The 20,938-nt window shown below is 71.8% G+C and carries 15 protein-coding genes; 8 read left to right on the forward strand and 7 right to left on the reverse strand.

What is annotated here, in order from left to right; genetic code table 11:
- Positions 1-362 precede the first annotated feature (362 nt).
- Positions 363-773 (reverse strand): MarR family winged helix-turn-helix transcriptional regulator, encoded by a 411-nt coding sequence (locus ADL15_RS37060; RefSeq protein ID WP_067701431.1) that lies wholly within the window; start codon positions 771-773, stop codon positions 363-365.
- Between the two features lie 176 nt (positions 774-949).
- Between ADL15_RS37060 and ADL15_RS37065 the strand changes: the two genes are divergently transcribed.
- The 5 genes from ADL15_RS37065 to ADL15_RS37085 are packed head-to-tail and all read left to right on the forward strand — an operon-like array spanning position 950 to position 5,984.
- On the forward strand, positions 950-1,834 hold the full coding sequence (locus ADL15_RS37065; RefSeq protein WP_067701434.1) for an SDR family oxidoreductase: 885 nt from the start codon (positions 950-952) through the stop codon (positions 1,832-1,834).
- The gene (locus ADL15_RS37070) at positions 1,831-2,706 is read left to right on the forward strand and encodes an amidohydrolase family protein (RefSeq protein ID WP_067701436.1); all 876 of its coding nucleotides are present in this window, start codon (positions 1,831-1,833) and stop codon (positions 2,704-2,706) included. The genes ADL15_RS37065 and ADL15_RS37070 overlap by 4 nt, the downstream gene beginning before the upstream one ends.
- On the forward strand, positions 2,703-3,158 hold the full coding sequence (locus tag ADL15_RS37075; RefSeq protein WP_067701439.1) for a MaoC family dehydratase: 456 nt from the start codon (positions 2,703-2,705) through the stop codon (positions 3,156-3,158). Before ADL15_RS37070 ends, ADL15_RS37075 begins: the two co-directional genes overlap by 4 nt.
- 9 nt (positions 3,159-3,167) lie before the next feature.
- Positions 3,168-4,643 (forward strand): acyl-CoA synthetase, encoded by a 1,476-nt coding sequence (locus ADL15_RS37080; RefSeq protein WP_067701442.1) that lies wholly within the window; start codon positions 3,168-3,170, stop codon positions 4,641-4,643.
- 42 nt (positions 4,644-4,685) lie between these two features.
- Positions 4,686-5,984 (forward strand): DUF4832 domain-containing protein, encoded by a 1,299-nt coding sequence (locus ADL15_RS37085; RefSeq protein ID WP_067701445.1) that lies wholly within the window; start codon positions 4,686-4,688, stop codon positions 5,982-5,984.
- Positions 5,985-6,199: 215 nt separating this feature from the next.
- On the opposite strand, the gene ADL15_RS37090 is transcribed toward ADL15_RS37085, so the two are convergent.
- The gene (locus ADL15_RS37090) at positions 6,200-6,976 is read right to left on the reverse strand and encodes an SIR2 family NAD-dependent protein deacylase (RefSeq protein ID WP_067701548.1); all 777 of its coding nucleotides are present in this window, start codon (positions 6,974-6,976) and stop codon (positions 6,200-6,202) included.
- Positions 6,977-8,050: 1,074 nt separating this feature from the next.
- Between ADL15_RS37090 and ADL15_RS37095 the strand changes: the two genes are divergently transcribed.
- On the forward strand, positions 8,051-9,259 hold the full coding sequence (locus ADL15_RS37095) for a hypothetical protein (RefSeq protein WP_157441832.1): 1,209 nt from the start codon (positions 8,051-8,053) through the stop codon (positions 9,257-9,259).
- Here ADL15_RS37095 and ADL15_RS37100 read toward each other — a convergent pair.
- Positions 9,247-10,059, reverse strand: coding sequence for an alpha/beta fold hydrolase (locus ADL15_RS37100; RefSeq protein WP_067701451.1), 813 nt, complete (start codon positions 10,057-10,059; stop codon positions 9,247-9,249). The genes ADL15_RS37095 and ADL15_RS37100 overlap by 13 nt on opposite strands.
- A gap of 119 nt (positions 10,060-10,178) precedes the next feature.
- On the opposite strand from ADL15_RS37100, the gene ADL15_RS37105 reads away from it, so the two are divergent.
- Both ADL15_RS37105 and ADL15_RS37110 read left to right on the forward strand, forming a co-directional pair.
- The gene (locus tag ADL15_RS37105) at positions 10,179-11,843 is read left to right on the forward strand and encodes a GMC oxidoreductase (RefSeq protein ID WP_067701454.1); all 1,665 of its coding nucleotides are present in this window, start codon (positions 10,179-10,181) and stop codon (positions 11,841-11,843) included.
- Positions 11,840-13,291, forward strand: a complete 1,452-nt coding sequence (locus ADL15_RS37110; protein ID WP_067701458.1) for a flavin-containing monooxygenase — start codon at positions 11,840-11,842, stop codon at positions 13,289-13,291. Before ADL15_RS37105 ends, ADL15_RS37110 begins: the two co-directional genes overlap by 4 nt.
- Before the next feature lie 337 nt (positions 13,292-13,628).
- On the opposite strand, the gene ADL15_RS37115 is transcribed toward ADL15_RS37110, so the two are convergent.
- The 4 genes from ADL15_RS37115 to ADL15_RS37130 are packed head-to-tail and all read right to left on the reverse strand — an operon-like array spanning position 13,629 to position 20,727.
- Complete coding sequence (locus ADL15_RS37115; RefSeq protein ID WP_083972252.1) at positions 13,629-15,341, reverse strand: putative bifunctional diguanylate cyclase/phosphodiesterase; 1,713 nt, start codon at positions 15,339-15,341, stop codon at positions 13,629-13,631.
- Entirely contained in the window at positions 15,338-16,777 is a 1,440-nt protein-coding gene (locus ADL15_RS37120) for a PAS domain-containing protein (protein ID WP_067701470.1), read from the reverse strand. The genes ADL15_RS37115 and ADL15_RS37120 overlap by 4 nt, the downstream gene beginning before the upstream one ends.
- 48 nt (positions 16,778-16,825) lie before the next feature.
- On the reverse strand, positions 16,826-18,229 hold the full coding sequence (locus ADL15_RS37125; protein WP_067701473.1) for a glycoside hydrolase family 43 protein: 1,404 nt from the start codon (positions 18,227-18,229) through the stop codon (positions 16,826-16,828).
- 11 nt (positions 18,230-18,240) lie between these two features.
- A complete protein-coding gene (locus ADL15_RS37130; RefSeq protein ID WP_067701476.1) occupies positions 18,241-20,727 on the reverse strand; it encodes an alpha-L-arabinofuranosidase C-terminal domain-containing protein in 2,487 nt (828 codons plus the stop codon).
- Positions 20,728-20,938: the final 211 nt, after the last annotated feature.

A 20,938-nucleotide genomic window follows, 5' to 3' on the forward strand; every position in this document is an offset into this window, starting at 1 on the left:
GCAACCTCTTACGTCCCTGCGGCCGACGATCACCACGGATCTCGAACACGAACAACTCCTGATCAGATCAGGTGTTGCAACGTTCCCTTGAACTCAAGCTGGTTCTCGGGGGTGTCTCCGGGGGTGCGAAGCACCCCTGGGAGCCAGCCGGGGTCCGGTGCGCGCCTGGCGGTCCGGTGGGGACTGCGTCGCGGGGCCCGGGATACACCCGTGCGGCGCCCAGCGATCCTGAGCGGGGCTGCGTCGCGGGGAGGCCCGGGACTCCGCAGCTGCTGTTGTGAAGGCACCCAGGTCGTAGCGGAAAAGGGCGGCGCGGAACCAGAAGCGGTCATGAGGCGGCGGCATGGTCGTGATCCGTCGCGTCAGGTGAGCGACTGCCAAGCGGTGATCAGGGTTTCGCGGAAGGCGGCGGACTCGGCTTCGGTGAGTTTGGCGATCATGCGGGTTTCCAGGTCGTGGACCGGGGCGGCGACCGATGCCAGCAGGCCGCGGCCGTCCTCGGTGAGGTGCAGGAGGAGCTCGCGGCGGTTGGCCGGGTTGCGTTCACGGCGGAGCAGGCCGTGGCTCTCCAGGGTGCGGACCATGTCGGCCATCGACTGCGCGGTGACGAACGAGTCGCGGGCGAGCTGGGCGGCGGAGAGGCCGTCGTGGCGTTCGAGAACGGTCAGCGCGGTGTACTGCAGCGCGGTGATGCCGTGGCCGCGGACCAGCTCGTCGAGGCGGGCCCGCACCGCGAGTTCGAGCTGTTTGACCAGGTAGAGCAGCGATGGCATCAGTGGATCTCCTCGGCGAAAGATACCGGCAGACTACCCCATTGACAGGAAACCTGATCGTCATGAAGACTCGGCATCAACAGGAATCCTGTTGATTGTGGGCGGCGCCGGATTCGACGGGCTGCGGGGCCCGAAGCCGTCGCGCCGCCCGCCCCCTTCGTGAGAGGTTGACACACATGGATCTGACCGGCAGGGTCGCCGTCGTCACCGGCAGCGGCCGGGGCCTCGGCCTCGCGTATGCCAAGGCCCTCGCGGCGGCCGGCGCGTCCGTCGTGGTGAACGACGTGGACCAGGCGGCGGTCGACGCCGCGGTCGCCGAGATCCCCGGCGCGGTCGGCGTGGCCGCCGCGGTCGGCGACACCGAGAGCGCGGAACGTCTGGTGGCCGCCGCGGTCGAGGCGTTCGGCCGGCTGGACGTGCTGATCACCAACGCCGGCATCCTGCGCGACCGGGTGCTCTGGAAGATGACCGACGACGACTTCGACGCGGTGGTCCGGGTGCACCTGCGCGGCACGTTCACCTGCGCCCGCGCCGCGGCGATCCGGATGCGGGCGCAGGGCACCGGCGGGCGACTGATTCTGATCGCCTCGCCGGCCGGCCAGCGCGGCAACTTCGGGCAGACCAACTACGCGGCGGCCAAGGCCGGCATCGCCGCGATGGCCCGCACCTGGGCCCTCGAGCTGGCCCGCAGCGAGATCACCGTGAACGCGGTGGTGCCGATCGCGGCCACCGAGATGACCAAGACGATCCCGGCCTTCGCCCCGGTGATCGAGGAGGCCGAGCGGACCGGGCAGCCCTATCCGGCCTGGCTGCGCCGCGACGAGGGCCTCGGCACGGTCGACGACGTCACCGGGCTGATCACGTTCCTGGCCTCGGACGCGTCGAAGGGGATCACCGGGCAGGCGATCGGGATCGGCGGCGACAAGCTGGCGCTCTGGTCGCACCCGGCGGAGAAGCAGGTCGCCTTCCGCGACGGCGGCTGGTCGGCATCGGACATCGCGGCGTCCTGGGACTTCCCGGCGGAGACCTACGGCATCCCGGCGCCCCGGGTTCCCTCGTGAAGATCGACGATCTCGTAGCCATCGACGTGCACACGCACGCCGAGGTGAGCAAGGACGGTCACAGCTCGCTGAGCCCCGAGCTGCTCGGCGCGTCCGCCGACTACTTCCAGGCGCACGGTCACCGGCAGCCGACCATCGCCGAGATGGCCGACTACTACCGCTCCCGCCGGATGGCCGCGGTCGTGTTCACCGTCGACGCCGAGCACGCCACCGGGCACCCGCGGATCGCCAACGAGGAGATCGCGTCGAGCTGCGCCGAGCACCCCGACGTGCTGATCCCGTTCGCCAGCATCGACCCGCACAAGGGCAGGGCCGGCGTCCGCGAGGCGCACCGCCTGGTCGACGACTACGGCGTTCGCGGTTTCAAGTTCCACCCCAGCATCCAGGGTTTCGCGCCGGACGACCGGCTGGCCTACCCGCTCTACGAGGCGATCGAGGAGCTCGGCGCGGTCGCGCTGTTCCACACCGGGCAGACCGGGATCGGCGCCCGGGTGCGCGGGGGCGGCGGCATCCGGCTCAAGTACTCCAACCCGATGCTCGTCGACGACGTCGCGGTGGACTTCCCGGACCTGCGGATCATCCTGGCCCACCCGTCGTTCCCGTGGCAGGACGAGGCCCTCGCGGTCGCCACGCACAAGGAACACGTCTACATCGACCTGTCCGGCTGGTCGCCTAAGTACTTCTCGCCGCAACTCGTCCGGTACGCCAACAGCCTGCTGCAGGACAAGGTGCTGTTCGGCTCGGACTACCCGGTGATCACGCCGGACCGCTGGCTCGCCGACTTCGCGCAGCTGGAGATCAAGGACGCGGTCCGGGAGAAGATCCTGCTGCGCAACACCGCCCGTCTGCTTTTCGGAGAGGAATCGACATGACCACGATCGTGAACGGTATCGACGGCATCAAGTCGCTGGTCGGCAAGGACCTGGGCGCCAGCGAGTGGCTGGAGATCACCCAGGAGCGGGTGAACACGTTCGCCGACGCCACCGACGACCACCAGTGGATCCACGTGGACACCGAGCGCGCCACGGCCGGCCCGTTCGGCGGTCCGATCGCGCACGGCTACCTGACCCTGTCGCTGGTCATCCCGCTCTTCGGCAGCCTGCTGAAGGTCGAGGGGATCTCGATGGGCGTGAACTACGGCCTGGAGAAGGTGCGGTTCCCCACGCCGGTCAAGGTCGGCGCTCGGATCCGGCTGGCGGCGACCGTGGTCAGCGTCGAGGACGTGCCCGGCGGGGTGCAGAGCACGTTCGACTTCACCGTGCAGATCGACGGTTCGGCGAAGCCGGCGTGTGTCGCCCGCACCGTCTACCGCCAGTACGCCTGAGGTCCGACCATGCACAACGCAGGGCTGGGCTCCTGGCCGGCGCGCCGGGCGGCGATGTCGCCCGGGCGCACCGCGCTGATCTTCGGCGAGCAGCGGATCACGTACGCCGCGTTGCACCAGCGGATCGCCCGGCTCGCCGCCGCACTCCGGTCGTCCGGGGTGCGGCGCGGTGACCGGGTCGCGTACCTGGGGCCGAACCACCCGGCGTTCGTCGAGACGATGTTCGCGACGTGGGCGCTCGGCGGGGTCTTCGTGCCGCTGAACTTCCGGCTGACCGCGCCGGAGCTGGCATATCAGCTCGAGCACAGCGGGGCGTCGGTGCTGATCCACGATCCGGCGATGCCCGCTGTCGAAGCGCCGGTGACCGTGTCGCTCCTCGGGTACGCCGCTTTTCTGGAAAATCCGATATTTCCGGACGAGGCGGTCGGGCTGGACGACGCGGCCTGCATCCTCTACACGTCCGGGACCACCGGGCACCCCAAGGGCGCCGTGCTCACCCACGGCAACCTGGTCTGGAACAGCTATCACCTGCTGATCTGCGTCGACGTGGCCAGTGACGAGGTGACCCTGGTCAGCGCGCCGCTGTTCCACGTCGCGGCGCTCGACCAGTGCCTGCTGCCGACGTTCCTCAAGGGCGGCACCTCGGTGATCATGCCGGGCTGGGACGTGGACGGCTGTTTCGACCTGATCGCGCGGCACCGGGTGACCTGGATGTTCGGGGTCTCCACGATGTACGCCGGGCTCAGCCAGTCACCCCGCTGGGCGGACGCCGACCTGTCCTCGGTGCGCAGCCTGATGACCGGGGGCGCCGCCGTGCCGGAAGCGCTGATCCGCCGCTATCAGGAGCGCGGGCTGGCGTTCTGCCAGGGCTACGGGATGACCGAGACGGCGCCCGGCGCCACGTTCCTGGAAGCGCGGGAGAGCCGGGAGCACGTCGGGTCGGCCGGGCTGCCGGTGTTCTTCGCCGACGTCCGGTGCGTACGGCCGGACCTGACCGACGCGGAGCCGGGCGAGCCCGGGGAGGTGCTGGTGCGCGGGCCGAACGTGACCCCGGGTTACTGGAACGACCCGCAGGCGACCGCGGCCGCGTTCGTCGACGGCGGGTGGTTCCGCTCCGGGGACCTGGCCGTGGTCGACGCCGACGGGCATTTTCACATCGTCGACCGGACCAAGGACATGTACATCTCCGGCGGGGAGAACGTGTACCCGGCCGAGGTGGAAGCGGCGATCTTCGAGCACCCGGGAGTGGCCGAGGTGGCCGTGGTCGGGGTGCCGGACCCGAAGTGGGGCGAGGTGGGGCGGGCGTTCGTCGTACCCCTGGACGGTGTTGATCTGAAGCCCGGTGACGTGCCGGTGTTCCTGCGGGAGCGGCTCGCCAAATACAAGATCCCGGTGTACGTCGACGTGGTGGCGGAACTGCCGAAGACGGGTTCGAACAAGGTGCGAAAAGGACCGCTGCGGGCGCTGCCATTACCTTCCCGCTGATTCCCTCTCAGCTCCGGTGGCGCTCCGACGATGAACGCGGGCATGCGAATCCTGCCGGTGGTAGCCGCTGCGACCGTTCTCCTGCTGCCCGGGGTGGCCTGTGCCGCACCGCCGGCGACGACGTCCAACACCCGGACCTACGACGCCTCCGACGCCGACTTCGCCAACCCGGGCCGCGGTTTCTTCTCCTGGTCCGAGACCCATCTGTACGCCGACGGCACCGGCTGGGCGCCGCTGGACGCCGACGCCCTGGCCGCGGCCCGGGAGTCCGAGGCGCACAGCGTCGTCTACCGGATCGTCTACCTGGAGCGCTACCGCGACAGCGACACCCTCGCGGCCGCCGACCTGAACCTGATCAAGGCGGACTTCGCCGCGGCCCGCCAGGCCGGTGTGAAGCTGGTGCTCCGGTTCGCGTACACCGCCGACGACGACGCCGACGCGCCGGTCGCCCGGGTGGTCAAGCACATCCGGCAGCTCGCCCCGCTGCTCACCCAGAACGCCGACCTGATCACCGCGTTGCAGGCGGGCTTCGTCGGCCGCTGGGGCGAGTGGTACTACACCCAGAACTTCGCCGCCTGGCCGGACCGCCGCAAGGTGATCAACGCGCTGCTCGCCGCCACCACGGCCCCGATCCAGGTGCGCACGCCGGAGATCAAGAAGCGCCTGGTCCCGGCGGCGTACGCGGCCCGGGTCGGCATCCACGACGACTGCTTCCTGGCCGGCACCGACGACTACGGCACGTTCCCGGCCGACACCGACTTCGCCTGGATGGCCGCGCAGAGCCCGTCGATGCTGGTCGGCGGGGAGACCTGTGAACCGTCCGACCGGTCCGGCTGGGCGTCGGCGTCGAGCGAGCTGGCGGCCTATCACTGGACGTACCTGAACCCGAGTTTCAACACCGACGTCCTCACCTCGTGGGGTGCCGACGGCCTGGCCGAGGCGTCCCGCCGCCTCGGTTACCGGTTGAGCCTGGTCTCGGCCGCGGCGCCCAGCACGGTCAAGGTGAACGGTGCGGTCACGGTTCGCTTGACGCTCACCAACCAGGGGTACGCGGCGCCGGCCCAGAAGCGCCCGGTCCGCCTCGTGCTGAGCGGCCCGATCACCCAGTCCGTGATGATCCCGGCGGACGTGCGTACCTGGGCGCCGGGGAAGACGGTCTCGCTCACGGTCTCGTTCACCGCCCCGTCGAAGGCCGGCGCGTATGACCTGGCGCTGTCGTTGCCGGACCCGTCGACGCGGCTGGCGGCGACCCCGGCGTATGCGATCCGCCTCGCCAACCCGGACACCTGGAACCCGGACACCGGCACCAACCCCCTCGGCCTCACGGTCACCGTCAAGTAGCGGCGCCCCGGCTGGCGCCCAGCGGCCACCGGGCTCGGCTCGCCGTGCTCGGCTGGTGCTGGTGGTGGTATCGGCGGCCTGGATACCACCATGGGCGCCAGCTGGACGTTTCCGGCTGGTGCCCAGCGGTGTCTCGGGGTGGGTGAGGCACCCCTCAGCGCCAGCCGGGGTGGGGAGGCGCGGTGCGGTCCGGGCTCGGCTGGTGGTGGCGGCCGTTATGGGGTGGACAGCGGCGGTCCGGGCCAGGTGGTGGTGAGCAGGGCGGGGAGCAGTTCGGCGGCGGGGCCGGGGAGGTTCACCGTGGCCAGGGGATCCAGCGGGGTGGGCTGGGGGTTGACCTGGATCACGGCGGCACCGGAGCGGGCGGCCAGGCGGGGAATCTCGGCGGCCGGGTAGACCAGGCCGGACGTGCCGACGGTGAGCAGGACGTCGCAGGACGAGGCGGCGCGGACGGCGGACTCCAGGGCCTGTTCGGGGAGGGCCTCGCCGAACCAGACGACGCCCGGGCGGACCGGGCCGGCGCAGTGGGCGCAGCGGGGCGGGGGCACCCGGCGGCCCCCGGCGGGCTGCTCCTCCGTGGTCGCGGGCAGCGGGGCCGGGCGGGAACAGGCGGCGCAGCGCGGGGCGAAGAGACTGCCGTGCAGGTGCGTCGGTGTGTCGGAGCCGGCGCGTTCGTGCAGGTCGTCGACGTTCTGGGTGATCACCGTGAGCTGGGGGACGTGGTCCTTCAGGCGGGCCACGGCGAGGTGGCCGTGGTTCGGGCGGACCTGCTGGACCTGCTGGCGGCGCCACTCGTACCAGCCCCAGACCAGGTCCGGGTCCTCGGCGAAGGCCTGCGGGGTGGCCAGGGACTGCGCGTCGAACCGGGACCACAGGCCGGTGAGCGCGTCCCGGAACGTGGCGACGCCACTCTCCGCCGAGATGCCGGCGCCGGTGAAGACGACCACGTGGCGGGCCTTCTGCAGCAGTTTCGCGGCGTCGCTCAGGGCCATCTCGGTGTGCTCCTCGTCCGGGGCGGGGCGCTCCCACGTATCGGTGAGAAGTGTGGCAGCGGCCGCGGCGGGCCGCATCACCGTTCCCGCCGTGGGTCGTTTGAGGAGCAGACGGCTCGGTGGTGGAGGTGCGGTGAAACGAGGACGGTTCCTCCTGATGGCCGCGGTGCTGGCCGTGACGCCGCTGGCCGGGTGCGGCGGGTCGGCTGCGGATTCGGCTCAGGCGCCGCGGATGTTCACGCCGGTGGCGGACAGCCTGCCGCCCGGCCCGGCCGGTGCTGGTCAGCCCGGCGGCAGTGACCCCGGCGCCGGTCAGCCCGGTGGAGTCCAGTCCGGCGCCGGCCAGCCGGGTCCTGCCGGTGTCGCGGCTCCACCGATCCCGGGTCAACCCGGTGCGGGTCAGCCCGGGGTCGGGCAGTCCGGTGGGCCGGGGCGGATCGTGCTCGCTCCGGAAGGGCCGGTGCGGGATGTCCTACCGGGTGACGAGCTTCCGGGTGACGAGACGTCGGCGGCCGGTGATCCGGCGGGAAGTGCCCACTCGGCCCCGGGAACCCTCAGCGCACCCGGAACCGACGGCGCGCCGCGAAACGCGACCAATGGTGCGAACCGCGACGGAACCGACGGTGCGCATCGCCACGGGGCCGACGGCGCGACGAGAAAAGCTGGGCCGGGCGCCGCGCGGCGGGGCGATCGGGCACGGCCTTCGGTGCGGTCCGGGCGGACGCGGGGGGACGACCGTCCCCGGCCCACTCGGGATCGATCGGGCATGCCGGACCGGCGGGGCATGCAGGATCCGTCGGTCACCTCGGATACCGAAACCCCATCGAAGCCGTCGAACCGGCCGAGGAAGCCGGTGAAGAAGGATCCGAATCCGGCGACCGAACCGGCCTCACCGGTGCAGCCCGACCCGGCGGACCCGCCGGCGGCTCCGGCGAAGACCGCCTCGCCGGCGAGGACCACGGCGCCGGAAAAGGCCGCGGCGCAGGGCAGGACGGCGGCCTCGGTGCCGGGCGCGGCCTTGGTGAGAGGTCTCGTACGGGAAAAGGGGCGGGCCGTGGGCTGCGGGAGTTCGGGGTGCCTCTGACGCCGGCGCGGGGCGTGGCGGACTGGCGGGAGCGGCTGGACCGGGTGGGTGGCCGGGCGATGACCGTGGTCGGGGACTGGCTGTCGCCCGGGGAGCGGGTCAGCCGGTCCGAGCCGCGGATCAGCGCGCTGGTCGCCGTGGTGGCGGTGGCCGGTGGGGTGCTGCCGATCCTGGTGATGGCGGTGACCTGGGCGGCCAAGCCGGATCCGGTGGCACACGTGCCGGCCTGCCGGGTGGCGCACGAGATGACCGGGTACGTGCTGGCCGACCGTCCCGCGGAGGACCGCTATCAGCCGGACCGGCAGTGCAACTCGGCGGACGCGCCGAACACCGTCGAACGCACCGGGACCGGGCGCTACCTGGTCGTGTTCGGCAAGCTCGGCCGGGACGGCGGCGTCGCCGCGGTGACACCGGTGACCGGTGATGACCGGATCTGCACACTGCCGGACTGGCGGCCCGAGGGTGACGACGAGCTGGTCCAGGTGGACTGCTTCGACAGGTCCGGCGCGGCGGCGGACAGTGGTTTCACCGCACACTTCTGGAACGTGAGCCCCGCGGGCGAGACCGGGGGGACCGCCGCCTACCTGCGACTGGGTGATCCGGGCCGGACCAGCCAGACCGTGGAGGACGCGTACAGCCACAACTCCGCGGGCGGGGCGAACTCGGCCGGGCGCGAGGACGTCGGGTCGTACGTGGTCTATTTCGGTGGGTTGGAAGCCGTCGAGGGCGGGACCGTGCGGGTCACGCCGGTGGCCGACGCGGCGACCGTGTGCGGGGTGGAGCGGTGGTTCGCCTACCCGGAGGGGCGCTATCTCGCCGCGCGGGTGCGGTGCCGCGACGCCGGTGGGCAGCCGGTGGACGCGCGGTTCGCGGTGACGTTCACGCTCGGTGTCGGCGCGCCCGGTGTCGCCGGCGCCCACGTGCTGGCCGACCGGCCGGCCGAGGCCTCCTACACGCCGGAGGGCGTGGCCCAGTTCAGCAGCGGCGGGCGGGCGGCGGCGGTCACCCGGTCCGAGCCGGGTGAGTATCGTGTCGAGCTGCCCGGGCTGGCCCTGAAGAGCGGGAATCTGCAGGTCACCGCGTATGACTCGGCGGCGTCCTGCGTGGCCCGGACCGCGATCGCCGACGTACGGATAACGTGCCGCGACCCGTCCGGCGCCGCCGCCGACACGAAGTTCCTGCTGACCTACTGGGACTGAGCCGACAGCAGCAGCTCGGCGCAGCGGTCCGGCGCGTCCGGGAACGGCAGGTGCCCGCAGCCCGGCAGCGTCACGTGCCGGGCACCCGGCAGCGCCGCGCGGGCCCGGAAAGCCTGTCTACGGTACGGCAGCACGGCGTCCCGGGTGCCCCACGCGATCGTCACCGGCACCCCGGCCAGCGGCCCGATGTCCGCTCCTGACCACGGCGTGAGCCCGCCGAACGCGGTCCGTGACGCCGTAAACCCGGGCGCCCGCGCCAGCGCACGGGCCGCCGACAGGCACTCCTGCGGGTCCAGCCGGGACGGGTGGGCGTAGAAGACCGAGCACAGCGCGGCCCGCCCGGCCCGGGTCGCCAGCAGCCGGGGCAGCAGCGGGTCCAGTGTGGTGCTGCCGGCCCGCGCGGCGCCGACCACGAACCGGCCCCAGCGCCCGCCGCCGGCCGGCCAGAAGCCGACCGGGGAGAACGCGGTGACGGCGCTCGCCCGGCCGCGCCGCCCGAGTTCGAGGGCGATGCCGCCGCCCATCGAGCTGCCGCCGACCTCGACGGCGCCGAGGCCGAGCGTGTCCAGGAACGACTCGACCAGGCCGGCGAGGTGCGGCACCGAGCCGGGCGTGACACCGGCGGCCGGCGCCGGCCAGAGCGGGGACGTGCCGAAGCCGGGCAGGTCGACGCTGATCACGTCGCGGTGCGGGGCCAGCCGGTCGAGCAGCGGCGCCCACACCTGCCAGTGGCTGCCGATGCCGTGGATCAGCAGCAGCGGCGGGCCGGCGCCGCGCCGGTCGTGGGTCAGCGAGGTCATCCGGGCACCCTGCCGGGAAACCGGCCGCAGCGGCACCCCGGCGCGGGTGGATTGACGCTGCGAGCAAGACCGGAAACACGTTGTTGACATGTTGCCAATAAGGGCGTGATGCTACGGCGATGTCGTACGACTACGACGTCCTCGTGATCGGCTCCGGGTTCGGCGGCAGCGTGACCGCGCTGCGGCTGACCGAGAAGGGCTACCGCGTCGGCGTTCTCGAGGCCGGCCGCCGATTCGCCGACGAGCAGTTCGCCACAACGTCCTGGCGGCTGCGCGACTACGTCTACGCCCCGGCGCTGGGCTGTTACGGCATCCTCCGGCTCACCCTGCTGAAGAACGTGCTGATCATGTCGGGGGCCGGTGTCGGCGGCGGCTCCCTCGGCTACGCGAACACGCTCTACGAGCCGCCCGCCGCGTTCTACGCCGACCCGCAGTGGTCCGCGATCACCGACTGGGAGCGGGAGCTCGCCCCCTACTACGACCAGGCCAAGCGGATGCTCGGGGTGACCGTCAACCCGGTGGAGACCGCGTCCGACCAGGTGCTCAGAGCCGTGGCCGAGGACTTGGGCGTCGGGCACACTTATCGGCGTACCCCGGTGGGGGTTTTGTTCGGCGAAAAACCCGGCGCCGAAACGCCGGACCCGTATTTCGGCGGGGTCGGCCCGAGCCGCAGGACCTGCACGCTGTGTGGCTCGTGCATGACCGGCTGCCGGGGCAACGCCAAGAACACCCTGGTCAAGAACTATCTCTACCTGGCCGAGCGGGCCGGTGCGCGGGTGCACCCGCTGACCACGGTCCGCGACGTGCGGACGCTGCCCGGCGGCGGGTACGCGGTGCACACCCGCCGGACCGGTGGCCTGCGCACCCGGACGTTCACCGCGGAGCAGGTGGTGTTCGCGGCCGGCGCGCTCGGCACCCAGCGGCTGCTGCACCGGCTGCGTGACCGCGGCCGGCTGCCCGGGGTCTCGCCGCGGCTGGGCGAGCTGAGCCGGACCAACTCGGAGTCCATCCTGGGCGCGCGGACCCGGCGCACCGACCGCGACTACAGCCACGGCGTGGCGATCACCTCGTCGATCCACCCGGACCCGGTCACCCACGTCGAGCCGGTGCGGTACGGGCCGGGCAGCAACCTGCTCGCGCTGCTCTCCACCGTGCTCGTCGACGACGCCGGCAACCGGCCGCGCTGGTGGGCGGGCCTGAAGACGCTCGCCCGGGCGGGCCGGGACCTGCGGTTGTACCTGTCGCCGCGGGACTGGTCCCGGCAGACCGTGGTGCTGCTGGCCATGCAGCCGCTGGACAACTCGATCACGGTGTTCCGCCGACGGGGGCGGCTGACCAGCCGGCCCGGGGTGGGCGAGCCGAGCCCGGAGTGGGTGCCGGCCGCGCACGACGTGGCCCGGCGGGTCGCGGAGAAGGTCGACGGGGTGCCGCTGGGTTCCTACACCGAGCTGATCGGCAAGCCGGTCACCGGGCACTTCATCGGCGGGTGCGCGATCGGGGCGGATCCCGAGCACGGGGTGGTCGATCCGTATCACCGGCTGTTCGGGCATCCCGGGCTGCACGTGATCGACGGGTCGGTGGTGGCGGCGAACCTCGGGGTGAACCCGTCGCTGACCATCACGGCCCTCGCCGAGCGGGCGGTGGCGCTGTGGCCGAACAAAGGGGAGAACGATCGTCGGCCCGCGGATAAATATGTACCGATAAATCCGACACCACCCCGCCATCCGGTGGTCCCGGACACCGCGCCGGCGGCCCTGCGGCTTCTCCACATCGAGAACCGATGACCCGGATCCTGATCATCGGGGCCGGGTTCGGCGGGATCGCGGCCGCGAACGAGCTGCTCAAGGCCGGGTTCACCGACATCACCCTGCTCGACAAGGCGGACCGGGCCGGCGGGGTGTGGCGCGACAACGTCTATCCCGGCTGCGCGTGCGACATCCCGGCGCCGCTCTACTCCTATTCGTACGCTCAGAATCCCACCTGGACCCGCCGCTTCCCGCCGCAGGCCGAGATTCTCGCCTACCTCGAACGCTGCGTGACCGATTTCGGTCTCGCCGGAAAGCTCCGGCTCGGTGTCGAGGTGACCGCGGCCGACTGGACCGGCACGGACTGGCGGGTGACCACGGCCGGTGGCGAGGTCCTCGAGGCGGACGTGCTGATCCCGGCGGTCGGCCAGCTCTCCCGCCCGCTCGTCCCGCAGCTGCCCGGAACGTTCGACGGCCCCGCCCTGCACACCGCGCACTGGGAACCCGGGCTGTCGCTGGCCGGCCGGCGGGTCGGGGTGATCGGCACCGGCGCGAGCGCGATCCAGCTGGTCCCGGAGATCGCCGGGACGGCCGCGCACGTCACCGTCTTCCAGCGGACGCCACCGTGGACGCTGCCCAAACCGGACCGCCGCTACGGCCGGGTCCGGCGCGCCCTCTACTCGCGCTTCCCGGCGCTGATGGGCCCGGCCCGCGCCGGGACCTGGGCGATGACCGTGGTCACCGGCGCCGCGCTGCAGGGCAACCGGGCCGCCGGCGCGCTGCTGCACGGCGCGTCCCGGCTCCAGCGGAGGCTGCAGGTGCGCGATCCGGAGCTGCGCCGCAAGGTCACCCCGGACGAGCCGATGGGCTGCAAGCGGGTGCTGTTCACCAACGCGTGGCTGCCGGCCCTGGCCCGCCCGGACGTCGATCTCGTCACCGAGCCGGTGGTCGCGGTGACGGCGGGCGGCGTGCGTACCGCGGACGGCGCGGAGCATCCGGTGGACGTGCTGGTCTACGGGACCGGCTTCGCGGCGACCGAGTTCCTGGTGCCGATCACGGTGACCGGCCGGGACGGGGTGCGCCTCGACGAGGTGTGGCGCGACGGCGCGCACGCCTACCTCGGCCTCGCGGTGCCCGGATTCCCGAACATGTTCCTGGTCTACGGACCGAATACGAACACCGGCAATACCTCGGTGGTCTACTTCCACGAGGCGCAGGCCCGCTGGATCAGCCAGGCCGTCCGGCAACTAGATCAAGATCAAAAACCCTTCGAGGTACGGGCGGACGTCGCCGAGGCCTACGACCGGGAGCTGCAGTCCCGCCTGGCCGGCAGCGTGTGGACGTCCTGCCGGAGCTGGTACCGCACGGCGACCGGCCGGATCGTCACGAACTGGCCGGGCATGGCCGCCGAGTACCGCCGCCGCACCGCGCGCCTGCGCCCGGCGGACTTCCGCGGCCGGGACGACGCTGCCCGGCACCTCCGCTGAACCGCCGCGGCACCTGACCGGGTCGGCGCTGATCCTGCTGCTGGCGGCGTTCGCCAGGTTCCAGCGGTCGCTCAGTGGCGCTTCGCCGGGTCGGCGTGGGTGATCGTGCCGATGGGGCGATGGAGGTCCGCGCTCGGCCCGGAACGCACGACCGTGCACTCGCCGGCACCCCCGGTCACCGTATCACCGCCCGGCCCGCCCGCATCACCGCCCGGACCGCCCGCACGCTCGGCGTTCCCGGCTGGTGTTCAGCGGTGTCTCGAGGACGGGCAGGCACCCCTGAGGACCAGCCGGGAACCGGCAGGCGCTGGGGTGGTGCTCGGGTCGTACCGGGGGATCAGACGATCTGGGCCAGGGGGCGGACCGGGAGCAGCGGGACTGCCTCGGGTGGGGTGGGGCGGTTGAGGTGGAAGCCCTGCAGCAGGTCGACGCCGGCGTGGGCCAGGTCGGCGGCGGTCTGTTCGTCCTCGACGCCCTCGGCGACCACCTTCATGCCGAGCGCCTTGGCGATCGCGATCACCGAGTCGATGATGGTGGCGTGTGCCGGTGAGTCGTGCATCTGGACCACGAAGGAGCGGTCGATCTTCAGCTCGTCGATCGGCAGGCGGGGGAGCAGGCCCAGCGACGTGTAGCCGGTGCCGAAGTCGTCGATCGCCACCCGGACGCCGCGCAGCCGCAACTCGGAGAGCTGTGCCGCGACCTGATCCGGATTGGTCAGCACCGCGGTCTCGGTGATCTCGACGGTGAGCAGGTCCGGTGACACCCGTTCCAGCTCGAGCATGGCCAGGATGGTCCGCACCGCGCGGTCCTGTGCCAGGTACGCGGCCGGCAGGTTCACCGACACCGGCACGTGGTGGCCGTCGCGTTTCCACGCCGCGGCCTGGTGCAGCGCCTCGGCGAGCACCCAGTCGGTGAGCTCCAGGATCACGTCGGAGCGTTCCGCGTCGGGCAGGAAGACACCGGGTGGCAGCAGTCCGCGCTGCGGGTGCTGCCAGCGGACCAGCGCCTCCACGCCGTGCATCTCCCGGGTGGTGGCGTCGTGCAGCGGCTGGTAGTGCAGCCGCAGGTGCCCGGCGCGCAGCCCGGTCCGCAGTTCGGTGAGCTGCCGCAGGTCGACCCGCTGGGTGCTGTCCAGGCCGGGCGTCCACTCGACCACGCCGGTGCGGTCCTGCTTGGCGCGGCGCATCGCGGCGGCCGCGCGGCGCTGCAACACGGTGATGTCGTGATGGTCGGCGGCACTCACGCCGATGCTGACCTCGACGCTGATCGGCAGGCCGTCGATCGGGTGCGGCCCGCGGATGCCGGTGGCCAGAAGCCGGCCCATGCTCTGCGGGGTGTGCCCGGCCGGCAGCTCGGAGACCAGCACCAGGAACTGGTCGCCGTCCAGCCGGGCGACCAGGTTTCCGGGACCGCGGACGGCGCTCAGCGTGGCCGCGACCCGGTGCAGCAGGGTGTCCGCGCCGTGGTGGCCGAGCACGTCGTTGGCATCCTGGAACCGGTCCAGGCCCAGGTGCAGCACGGCGACCAGGCCACCGGCGTCCAACCGGCTCTGCCCCTCGGCCGCGATCATGCTGCGGTTGGGCAGGCCGGTGAGCTGGTCGGTGCGGGACAGCCGGGCGTACCGGCCGGCCATCGCGGCCAGCAGGTCCATCATCGGTGCGATCCCGTAGCGGCCGTCCGGCCAGCTGACCAGCACCGGCTCCTCGCGGTCGTCGGCCGGGCGGGCCAGGGCGGCCTCGGCGGCCACGTCGATGTCGGTGCCGGCCGGCAGGGCCTGCGCGTCGGCGGGAGTCAGGTCGCCGGCGGTCCGGTGCACGGTCAGGGCCCGGCCGAAACCGAGGCGCCCGGTTGCCGTCCGTTCCAGCAGGGAGCGGCTGACCAGGCGGTGCCCGGTCTCGGTGCGGAGGATGACGCCCGGCCGGTGCCGGTCGTCGCGCAGCAGCGCCTCCAGCTCACTGACCGGGGTGTCGGCCGGCAGCGGGGTCATCGGGATGCTGATCTCGCCGAGCTTGCGGGGCAGGCGCGGTCCCGGTCGCCCCGGCTCGGTCACGGACGTCCCTCCAGGTGGAAGCCGGCGCCGTCGACGACCAGGCGGTCGTCCTCGGTGCGCGGGCGCAACCGGACCCAGAGCCGGCCGCCGTCCGGGCCGGCCGCGGCGAGTTCGGCGTCGGCCGGCTCACCGGCCCGGGCGACGGCCCAGATCCGGGTGAGTTCGGCGTGGTCCGCCGGGTCGACCAGCGCGGCGACCGGGTCGGTGCGGTCGTCGGCGGCGCGGGTGAACGAGATGCTGGCCAGCCGATGGGCGAGGTCCTCCAGCTCGCGGCGGGCGACGTGCTCCCGGGTGCGGTCCAGCAGCATCCCGTCCCAGACGGTGGCGCCGCCCGGCTCGCGGTGCGGGCGGGCGATGCCGTAGAGCCAGCGGCGTTCACCGTCGCGGCGGACGATCCCGCCCTGCCACTCCCAGGGTTCCAGGGTGCTCGCCGAGCGGCCGACCGCGGTCCGGTAGGCCGCCCGGTCCTCCTCGACGATGAAGTTCATGATGTCGGCCTCGGACGTGGTGATCTGCCTGGGCTCCAGCCCGAACAGGCTCCGGCACGCCTGCGACACGAAGCTGAAGCCGGAGCTGCCGTCCGGCTCGATCCGGAACTGGTAGAGCATGCCGGGCGCGTTGTTGACGGTGTTCCGGAACCGTTCCTCGCTCGCGCCGAGGGCGGCCTCGCTGCGGCGGCGGTCGGTGTCGTCGATCGCGATCGTGCAGACGCCGTAGACCGAGCCGTCCGGGTCGGTGAGCGGGACCCGGGTGACCACGTACTGGCGGATGTCGTCGCCGAACGGCAGCTCTTCGAGCACGGTCCGGGCCGCGCCGTTGCCGGCCACGTCGATGTCGTGGGCGCGGCTGCCGGCGGCCACCGCGGCGGGCAGCACGTCCTCTTCGCCCCGGCCGACCATGTCGGCGGCGGCGACCTGGAAGACCCGCTCGTACTCGCCGTTGACGAACAGGTAGCGGCCGTCCAGGTCCTTGGCAGAGATCACCGCGGTGGTGTGCTGCAGGATCGCGGTGATCAGCTGGTTGCTGCGCTGCAGCTCCTGGCGGGCCTGGTGCCACTCGGTCTGGTCGGAGATGAACGCGCAGAAGCCGTCCGGGCCGAGGGTGTCCATGGTCATCGAGATGCTCAGCTCGGAGCCGTCGCGGTGCACGGCGGGCATCTCGAAGCGGTGGCTCATCCCGGGGCCGTCACCGTCGGCGAGCCGCCGGGCGAACCCGGCGTTGTGCGCCGACCGCAGCGCGGCCGGGATGATGGTGTCCGCGAGCGACCGGCCGACCACCTCGTCGCGGCGCCAGCCGAACAACTGCTCGGCGGCCGGGTTCCAGTCCTGGATCAATCCGGTGCGGTCGACCTGCACGAAAGCCAGTGCGGAGGCGTCGACGGCCCGGTACCGGGCGTCGGCCACCGGCTGCTCGATGATCTGAGGGGCGCTGAACACCCCCGCCTCATCGGGCCGCCGGTGGCCGACCTGAGCCTTGCTCTCCGGTCAGCTGAGCCGGAACACCGTTCCGCTCTTTCCTGCCGTGATCACTCCGGCGGTCTTCCGCAAGTGGATCGCCGGGTCGGCGGCGCTGCGGATCAGCACGCCGCCGCGGGCCGGTACCCGGCGGACCGGGGTGCCGGTGGTGGCCAGGGCCACCGTCGCGCCGTCGATCCGGACGAACAGGGTCGGCTGGTCCACCGACTGGATCGTCTCGGTGCCGTCCGCGGCGGCCACGAACCGGAACTGGGTGGCGGCCAGGTCCCGTGGCGCCTGGGCGACGTCGACAACGGTGCCGGTGTGGTGGACGTACTGCGCGCTGGAGTCGGCCGGGGACAGCCGGACGATCGGGCCGCCGTCACCGACCGGGACGCCGAACAGCGGGGTACCGTCCGGGTGCCAGTAGAGCTTCTGCACCCGGGCGTGCCGGTTCGGGTCGTAGAGCGGGTCGCCGGTGATGTCCCGGTAGTCGCGGGCGTGGTAGACCAGCACGTCGGTCTTGCCGTCCTCGGCCACCGTGAACGAGTTGTGGCCCGGACCCCAGCGCTCGGTCGCGTCGTTGCTCACGAAGATCGGGTCCGGGGTCTTCACCCAGCTCGCCCGGTCCAGCAGGTTCGCGCCGGCGTCCGCGGTGAGCAGGCCCATGCAGTAGCGCGCGTCGGTGGCGCTGGCCGAGAACGTGAGGAACACCCGGCCGTTGCGGATCAGCACGGCCGCGCCCTCGTTCACCCGGTACCCCTGGATCTCCCAGCTCTTTGTGGGCGTGGTGATCCGGGTGGGCTTGCTCTTCAGCGTCCACGGGTTCGCCATCTCGGCGATGTACAGGCTGGAGTTGACCGCGATCTCCGGCTCGCTCTGCGCCCACACCAGGTACCGCTTGCCGCGGTGCGCGAACGTGGTCGCGTCCAGGGCGAAGCTGTCCCACTCCAGGGCGACCTTGCCCTTGAGGGTCCAGCCGGCCGGGTCGCGCGGGTCGGCCAGCGACGACTCGAGCACGTAGATCCGGACCCGGAACACGTCGTCGGCGTCACCGGCGGCGAAGTAGACGTACCACTTGCCGTCGATGCGGTGCAGCTCCGGCGCCCAGATGTGCCCGGCCATGGTGCCGGTGGCCGGCCGCGTCCAGATGGTGGTCTCGGCGGCGTCGGTCAGCCCGGCGAGGGTGTCCGCGCCGCGCACCACGATCCGGTTGTACTCCGGCACCGAGCCGGTGAAGTAGTACGTGCCGTTGACCCGCGGGGTGATGAACGGGTCGGCGCGCTGGCTGACCAGCGGCTGGGTGGTCGGCACGCCGTAGATCGTGGCGTCACCGACGACCGGGTCGGCCTGGGGCGCGCCCTCGGCGCCGGCCGGCAGGACCACGGCGAGGGCTCCGGCGGCGCCGCCGATCAGCAGGGTTCGACGATTCATGATCGGGCTCCTCATCGGGTCCGGATGCGCAGGAAGGTGACCGAGTTCGCCGGGAACTTCCGGGTGAAGGTCGACGCGACGCCGTGGATGGTGCTGGTCACCGGCAGGATCGGCTCGGCGGTGCGGGTGTTCTGCTCGCCCGGGTCACCGGCCAGCACCGTCGCCTTCGCCGTCGGCGCGACCTTGCGGCCCCCGAGGTCGATCTTCGTGACCGCCGGCTTGTCCTGGGCGTTCACCACCTTGACGATCAGTTCACCGGTCTTCGCGTCGCTTGTGACGACCTGGGCGAACGGCTCGGTGACCGCGTTGTCGTCGAAGCTGGCCCACTCGGCGCCGTCCAGGAAGAGCGTCACCTTCGTACCCCGGACTTGGATCTTGAGGTTGTAGGTCTGCCCGGTGTTGACCGTGTTCGGCTTGGTGAGCAGCTGCTCCTTGGCCGAGGTGACGCCCTTCTCGACGGCGCCCTGGGTGTTGTTCCAGCCGCCCAGGTTCCACCAGTAGAAGTTGCCGGTCTCCTGGATGCCGAACGCGACCAGGAAGCCCTCGGCGCCGGCCTGCTTGGTGGCCTTGAGCGTGTAGTCGTAGTCGGTGTCCGTGACGGTGGCGGCCTTGACCATGGTGTCCTCGGAGACCGTGTCGGTCTGCGCGTATCCGCCGCTCGCCGCGGTCCACGTGCCGCGCGGCTGCACCGCGGTCCAGCCGTCGGCGTTACCGTCGTTGAAGTCGTCGGCGAAGATCGTGCTGCCGTCCGGGCGGGTGACCGTGACGTCGTCGTAGGTCGCCGCGGTGCGCCAGGTGGAGAGGCCGATCGCGCCGGTGATCGGCTTCGGGGTGATCACGCCGCCGCCGGTGACCGTGCTCGGCACCACCCGGTCGCCGACGTTCGTCATGAACAGCTTCTGCATCTGGTAGCTGGTCGAACCCCACGACTCGTCGTTGTCAAACCAGATCATGTCCGGTTTCCACTGCACGTTGTCGATGTTGGCGAGCAGCGGCGCGTAGCTCGCCATCTTCACCACGTCGGCGTTGCGCTCCAGGCCGGTCATGTAGGCCGCCTCGGCCAGTGAGTTGGCGAACTTCGCGTCCAGCGAGGCATATTCACCGAGGAAGACCTTGGGACCCGAGCGATCGTACGAGTCGTAGCGCGCGTTGTTCTGCAGGAACCAGGCCGGGCTGTTGTAGTAGTGCTCGTCGACCAGGTCGGTGCCGTTCGCCTTGTTCTTGGCCCACAGGTTGTCGAACGTGCTGCCCTGGTCGTCCGGGCCGGAGTTGCTGACCAGCGCGATCTCCGGGTGGGCCGCCTTGATCGCGGCCTGGAACTGCAGGAAGTTCGCCCAGTACTCCTCGGGCAGGTTCTCCTCGTTGCCGACCGCGACGGTGGTCAGGCCGAACGGCTTCGGGTGGCCCATCGACGCGCGCACCTTGCCCCAGGTCGAGGTGACCGGGCCGTTGGCGAACTCGATCAGGTCGAGGGCGTCCTGGACGTGCTGCTGCAGCAGGGCCGGGTCGTTGGTGGCGCGGTTCTGGCCGCAGCCGGTGACCAGGGCCGGCAGCACCGGCAGCGGCATGGCGCCGATGTCCTCGGAGAACTGGAAGTACTCGTAGTAGCCGAGGCCGTAGGACTGGTTGTAGCCCCAGAAGTTCTTGTTCGTGGCCCGGGTCTCGACCGGTCCGACGGTGTCCTTCCACTGGTACGACCGGGCGCGCGGGTAGTTGTTCGCGGCGTCGTACGGGTACATGCTACCGGTGTTGACCAGGCAGCCGCCGGGGAAGCGGACGAAGCCCGGCTTCAGCGCGGCGATCTTGTCGGCGAGGTCCTCGCGCAGGCCGTTGGCCCGGCCTTTGTAGGTGTCCCGGGGGAACAGCGAGATCTCGTCGAGGCTCACCGGCGCCGCTGAGCCGACCGTGAGCCGGCCCTGGTCGCTGGTCGCGGTGGCCTTCAGCGTGCCGGTGTACTTGGTCCAGGCGTCGCCGGTTGGGCTCACTTCCACCGGCGCGGCGAGGGTGACCCCGGCCGCGGTCTGCAGCGTCACCTGGAGCGGCGCGCTGCCCCCGGCCCGCGCCCACACCGAGAAGTCGTATTTTTCGCCCTTTTTGACGGCGATTCCGGTGTTGTACCCGGCGTTGGTGACCGTGCCGGTCAGCTTGAGGTAGTTGCGGTTGCGGTCGTTGAGCCGCTGGGCGTCGTTGACCACGGTGGCGGTGCCGGTGGTCGTCCAGGCGGTCAGGCCGGTGTAGCCGCCGGCGTCGGTGGCGTTGAACTCGAACGAGCGGTTGCGCACCAGCTCGGCGTAGAGGCCGCCGTCGGCCGCGTAGTTGATGTCCTCGAAGAAGACGCCGTACTGGGACTTGGCCAGCGCGGGGCCGTCGGCCTTCGGGCTCAGGGCGATCGTGTAGTCGGGTTCGACCGCGGCCGCGGAGACCGGCGGGGCGATCGCCAGCGGCAGCGTGACCAGCAGGGCGGCCAAGCCGACCAGGCGGGTTTTGTTTTCAGGCATGAAGAGTCCTCCGGTGCGGGGTGGAGACGCAACGTGAGTGTGTCGGGGATGTTTCCGTAGGGGCGTAAGAGCAATGTGTACGCAAACATCGATGCCGCTGTCAAGAGGAGGCCGTCGATGTCCTGGCTGGTAATACCCTGCTCTGGCGCTGTTTCCGGCAACTTGTTAGCGTTAACGAAAACGCCTGGCCGATCCTCTGGTTAGGACGGTT

This window comes from Actinoplanes awajinensis subsp. mycoplanecinus (genome assembly GCF_001509495.1).
In the GTDB taxonomy this organism is placed as follows: domain Bacteria; phylum Actinomycetota; class Actinomycetes; order Mycobacteriales; family Micromonosporaceae; genus Actinoplanes; species Actinoplanes palleronii.

Excerpts from the sequence above, each read along its gene's own strand:
- ADL15_RS37060 (WP_067701431.1), bottom strand. The coding sequence starts at position 773 with ATGCCATCGCTGCTCTACCTGGTCAAACAGCTCGAACTCGCGGTGCGG.
- ADL15_RS37065 (WP_067701434.1), top strand. The coding sequence starts at position 950 with ATGGATCTGACCGGCAGGGTCGCCGTCGTCACCGGCAGCGGCCGGGGC.
- ADL15_RS37075 (WP_067701439.1), top strand. The coding sequence starts at position 2,703 with ATGACCACGATCGTGAACGGTATCGACGGCATCAAGTCGCTGGTCGGC.
- ADL15_RS37080 (WP_067701442.1), top strand. The coding sequence starts at position 3,168 with ATGCACAACGCAGGGCTGGGCTCCTGGCCGGCGCGCCGGGCGGCGATG.
- ADL15_RS37085 (WP_067701445.1), top strand. The coding sequence starts at position 4,686 with ATGCGAATCCTGCCGGTGGTAGCCGCTGCGACCGTTCTCCTGCTGCCC.
- ADL15_RS37090 (WP_067701548.1), bottom strand. The coding sequence starts at position 6,976 with ATGGCCCTGAGCGACGCCGCGAAACTGCTGCAGAAGGCCCGCCACGTG.
- ADL15_RS37100 (WP_067701451.1), bottom strand. The coding sequence starts at position 10,059 with ATGACCTCGCTGACCCACGACCGGCGCGGCGCCGGCCCGCCGCTGCTG.
- ADL15_RS37105 (WP_067701454.1), top strand. The coding sequence starts at position 10,179 with ATGTCGTACGACTACGACGTCCTCGTGATCGGCTCCGGGTTCGGCGGC.
- ADL15_RS37110 (WP_067701458.1), top strand. The coding sequence starts at position 11,840 with ATGACCCGGATCCTGATCATCGGGGCCGGGTTCGGCGGGATCGCGGCC.
- ADL15_RS37125 (WP_067701473.1), bottom strand. The coding sequence starts at position 18,229 with ATGAATCGTCGAACCCTGCTGATCGGCGGCGCCGCCGGAGCCCTCGCC.
- ADL15_RS37130 (WP_067701476.1), bottom strand. The coding sequence starts at position 20,727 with ATGCCTGAAAACAAAACCCGCCTGGTCGGCTTGGCCGCCCTGCTGGTC.